We start from the raw sequence: 216 nt of genomic DNA, 5'->3' as shown, positions 1-216 counted from the left end.
CCGGCCGATCTCGGCCACCGAGGCGCCGAGTTCCTCGGCCGCCGCCGCCACGGTGGTGACGTTCGAGGCCGCCTCCTCGGCGGCGGCGGCGACGGAGACGGACTGGCCCGCCGTCTCGCGCGCGGTGGCCGCCATGCTCTGGGCGGTGGCCTGCAACTCGGTCGCCGCCGCCGTGACGGTCGCCACGATGCCGCCGACCGCGCGCTCGAACCCGTC

Annotated in this window: 1 pseudogene; it reads right to left on the bottom strand. The window is 78.2% G+C overall.

Features of this window, described 5'->3' with window-relative positions:
• Positions 1–216 (bottom strand): annotated as a pseudogene (locus tag AX737_RS26450) (methyl-accepting chemotaxis protein); the annotation flags it as partial.

The sequence above is a fragment of the Methylobacterium sp. CCH5-D2 genome (assembly GCF_001556475.1).
In the GTDB taxonomy this organism is placed as follows: Bacteria; Pseudomonadota; Alphaproteobacteria; order Rhizobiales; family Beijerinckiaceae; genus Methylobacterium; species Methylobacterium hispanicum.
Note: the sequence above shows the minus strand (reverse complement) of the source record. Positions and strands in the feature narration are given on the sequence as shown.